General features: G+C 70.8%; 4 protein-coding genes. 3 read left to right on the forward strand and 1 reads right to left on the reverse strand.

Translation table 11 applies throughout. The annotated features are described in order from the left end of the window. On the reverse strand, positions 1–1,529 hold a 1,529-nt coding region (locus tag AC2VNT_RS07150; protein WP_486946188.1), incomplete at its 3' end, for an FAD-binding oxidoreductase. 177 nt (positions 1,530–1,706) lie between these two features. Here AC2VNT_RS07150 and AC2VNT_RS07155 point away from each other — a divergent pair. The 3 genes from AC2VNT_RS07155 to AC2VNT_RS07165 form a co-directional block, all read left to right on the forward strand. Beyond that, a complete protein-coding gene (locus AC2VNT_RS07155; RefSeq protein ID WP_486946189.1) occupies positions 1,707–2,048 on the forward strand; it encodes a DUF732 domain-containing protein in 342 nt (113 codons plus the stop codon). A gap of 31 nt (positions 2,049–2,079) precedes the next feature. Next, a complete protein-coding gene (locus AC2VNT_RS07160) occupies positions 2,080–2,742 on the forward strand; it encodes a class I SAM-dependent methyltransferase (protein WP_486946190.1) in 663 nt (220 codons plus the stop codon). A gap of 101 nt (positions 2,743–2,843) precedes the next feature. Then, positions 2,844–3,719 (forward strand): aconitase family protein (locus AC2VNT_RS07165; protein WP_486946191.1); only part of this gene is annotated, 876 nt, incomplete at its 3' end.

Genomic DNA, 3,719 nt, shown 5'->3' on the forward strand with positions numbered 1-3,719 from the left:
ACCGCGCGCAGACCGGCGGCGAAGAGGTCGGGCCGCTGGCCGTCATACCAGGGGCGGTGGTCGCGGCCGACTGCGTGGTGGTGGGTTATCGTCCCGCCGTTGGCGATGATCGCCTCGGAGACCGCGGCCTTGAGCTCGTCCCACTGCGCCACCAGGGTGTCCCAGCGCCCGCCGGCGTAGATGCCGTAGTACGGCGCCGGCCCGTCGGGATAGACATGGGTGAACCGGCAGGTCACCAGGCCGGCGCCGCAGACCTCGGCGATTGTGCTGCGAGCCGTCTCGGTGATCGCGGCGTGCAGCGTCTCGAACCGGTCCCAGGTGCAGGCGGTCTCGAACGTCTCGGCGATGACGGCCCGCCGGGCCAGGGCGTCGCGCAGGTACGGCATCCGCAGGAACGACGAGCGCCAGCTCGCCGACGCATCGGCTGCGGCCAGCACGTCGCCCGCGGTGTCCCGGCCGCGTCGCGCGGTCACCGTCCCGCGGTGGTCCGCGGTGATCTCCAGCGCCCGGTCCAGCCAGGCGTCGACCGGGTGGTCGGCCGACTCGAAGGCGAGCACCAGCAGCCCACCGGGCACCGCGGTGCCGGCGTTCAGGAATGCTTCGGCCGGGTCCAGCAGCCGGCAGTTGGCCGGGTACAGGCCGGCCTGGGCGATCGCCCGGGTCGCGGCGACGGCGGCGGTCCAGTCGTCGAAGGTCACCGACGCGGTGACCTGCCATCGTGGCCGGTCCTGCAGCCGCATCCACGCCTCGGTGATGACCCCGAGGACGCCCTCCGAGCCCAGGAACATCCGGTCCGGGGACGGTCCGGCGCCGGAGCCGGGCAGCCGCCGGGACTCGCTGATCCCGGCGGGCGTGACCACCCGCAGCGACTCGGTCAGGTCGTCGATGTGGGTGTACAGGGTGGCGAAGTGGCCGCCGGCGCGGGTGGCCAGCCAGCCGCCCAGCGTGGAGAACGCGAACGACTGCGGGAAATGGCGCAGCGTCAGCCCGGCCGGGCGCAGCTGATCTTCGAGCGCCGGGCCGAGTATCCCGGCCTGAATCCGGGCGGCCCGGCTGCCCCGGTCGATCTCCAGAACCGCGCCCAAGCCGGTGACGTCCAGGGTGAGTGCCGGCGTGTCGAATCGCGGCTCGACACCCCCGACGACCGAGCTGCCGCCGCCGTACGGGATCACCGGAATGTGCTTGCCCGCACACCAATCCAGCACGTCGACGACGTCCTGCTCGGTGCCCGGCCGGGCGACCAGATCCGGGGCGTACTCCAGGCGTCCGCGCAGGTTGCGGACCACGTCGCGGAACGCCTTGCCGCGTGCGTGTCCGGCGCGCTCCGCCGGATCCGCCGAGCACAACGGCGCCAGCGATGCCGGCGGGTCGATCCGCGGCGCTGGCAGCCCCAGCGCGGCCGGGTCCGGGGGTGGGTGGTCGGTGAGGTCGTGTCCGGGGAGCAGTGTCGCCATCCGCGACTCCAGGTCGCGCACCTCGGCGTCGGAGAGCGCGTCTTCGACCGTCCCCCACCCCCACCACGACCGCACCCGGCGCCCCGCCGGTTGATCGGCCGACGCCCTGCCCGGACGGTACCGCCCACCCCCGGCGGCTGGATAGGCATGACGCGCGAGAGCACGAGCACGCCGTCGAGGCCCAAGCGCGCGAACCCGACGAATCCGGTAGCGGTAAGCCGAGCTAACCAAGATCGCGGTACACTGCACCCCATGAAGTCGACGGTGCTTGCCGCGGCGGCCGCGGCGCTCGCAATGACACTGGCCGCGTCCGCGTCCGCCGATCCCTGGGTCGACCCGGATGTCGAGTTCTCCCGCCAGCTGCAGGGCTACGGCATCTACGGTCCGCGGGACTACAACGCCTGGCTGGGGAAGATCGTCTGCGAACGGCTGAACTGGGGCAAGGACCCCGACGCGCAGGCGTCGGTCCGGTTCATCGGCCCCAACCTGCCCCGGGACAGCACCCAGGCTCAGTCGTGGCAGTTCCTCGGCGCCTCGATCAACAGCTACTGCCCGAACCAGCGCCCGGTGTACGAACGGGCCGCAGGCCAATAGGCCAACGGGCGACGCACACCGCGTTGAAGCCATGGTCGACGTAAGCCGGGTCTGGCAGAACCGCCTGTTCTCCGGTTCGCTCGGCGTCGGCTACGCGCGCGGGGTGGAGACCGAGGCGCTGGCCCGGCCGCTCGGCTGGCTGATGTGGGGAACCGACGTCCGCCGAATGTATCGGGCGATGGATGTGGTCACCGAGATGCCAAACGGCTCAGCGATTCTCGACGTGCCCTGCGGCGGCGGGGTTACCGTGGCGCGGCTGCGCCCGGAGCAGCGGGTGCGCTACGTGGCGATGGACATCTCCGCGGCCATGCTCTCCCTGGCCCGCCGGCGGGTCCGGCCCGAGCATCGGGACATGGTCGAGTGTGTCCAGGGCAGCATCGACCAGATGCCGTTCGGCGACGGTGAGTTCGACCTGTGCGTCTGTTTCAACGGACTGCACTGCCTGCCCGATCCGGGCGCCGCGATTCGCGAGATCGCCCGCTGCCTGAAGCCGGGCGGCCGGCTGGTCGGCGATTTCGTCAGCCGTGGCCGGCCGCGGCGGGCCGAGGTCTACGCGGCACTGCTGCGCGGCGCCGGGGCATTCGGAGCCAGCGGCACCGTCGACGACGCCCGCCGATGGTTCACCGAAGCCGGTCTGCGCATCGACACGCTCCACTGTTCCGGTGCGCTCGCCCATTTCGTCGTCGGCAGGTAGTCGCGGCCGGCTGCGCCGGCGGGAACCGTTCTCTGGCGAAGCGGATTTTTCTGACTAGGGTTGTAACTAAAGCAACTGAATCCGACGGGCGGAGGCCCACGATGGCCGCAGACAGCAACCTCAACAGTTTCTCCACCCGCGGGCAGCTCGCCGTCGACGGCACCAGTTACCAGATCCGCCGACTGGACAAGATCGACGGCTCGGCACGGCTGCCCTACAGCCTGAAGGTGTTGCTGGAAAACCTGCTGCGCAACGAGGACGGTCGGCTGGTCACCGCCGAACAGATCATCGCGATGGCCGGTTGGGACCCGAAGGCCGAACACGGCCGGGAGATCGCTTACAGCCCGGCCCGGGTTTTGATGCAGGACTTCACCGGGGTTCCGTGCGTGGTGGATCTGGACGCCATGCGCGACGCCATCGCCGCACTCGGCGGTGACACCAAGCGGATCAACCCGCTCTGCCCGACCGAGCTGGTCATCGACCACTCGGTGATCGCCGACGTCTTCGGCCGGGCCGACGCCTTCCGGGTCAACGCCGACCTGGAGTTCGAGCGCAACAAGGAGCGCTACCAGCTGCTGCGCTGGGCCCAGCGGGCCTTCAACGACTTCGCCGTGGTGCCACCCGACACCGGCATCTGCCACCAGGTCAACCTGGAGTATCTGGCCCGGGTTGTCTTCACCCGGAACGGCTCGGCTGGGGAGGCCGGTCCGCTGGCCTACCCCGACACCCTGGTCGGTACCGACTCACACACCCCGATGGTCAACGGCCTCGGTGTGCTGGGCTGGGGTGTCGGCGGTATCGAGGCCGAGGCGGCCATGCTCGGCCAGCCGATGAGCATGCTGATCCCGCAGGTGGTCGGGCTGAAGCTGGTCGGTGAGCTGCAGCCGGGCACCACCGCCACCGACCTGGTGCTCACCGTCGCCGAACTGCTGCGACGCACCGGCGTGGTCGGCAAGTTCGTCGAGTTCTTCGGCCCC

It is taken from the genome of Mycobacterium sp. TH-M15 (assembly GCF_057473705.1).

Excerpts from the sequence above, each read along its gene's own strand:
- AC2VNT_RS07155 (WP_486946189.1), top strand. The coding sequence starts at position 1,707 with ATGAAGTCGACGGTGCTTGCCGCGGCGGCCGCGGCGCTCGCAATGACA.
- AC2VNT_RS07160 (WP_486946190.1), top strand. The coding sequence starts at position 2,080 with ATGGTCGACGTAAGCCGGGTCTGGCAGAACCGCCTGTTCTCCGGTTCG.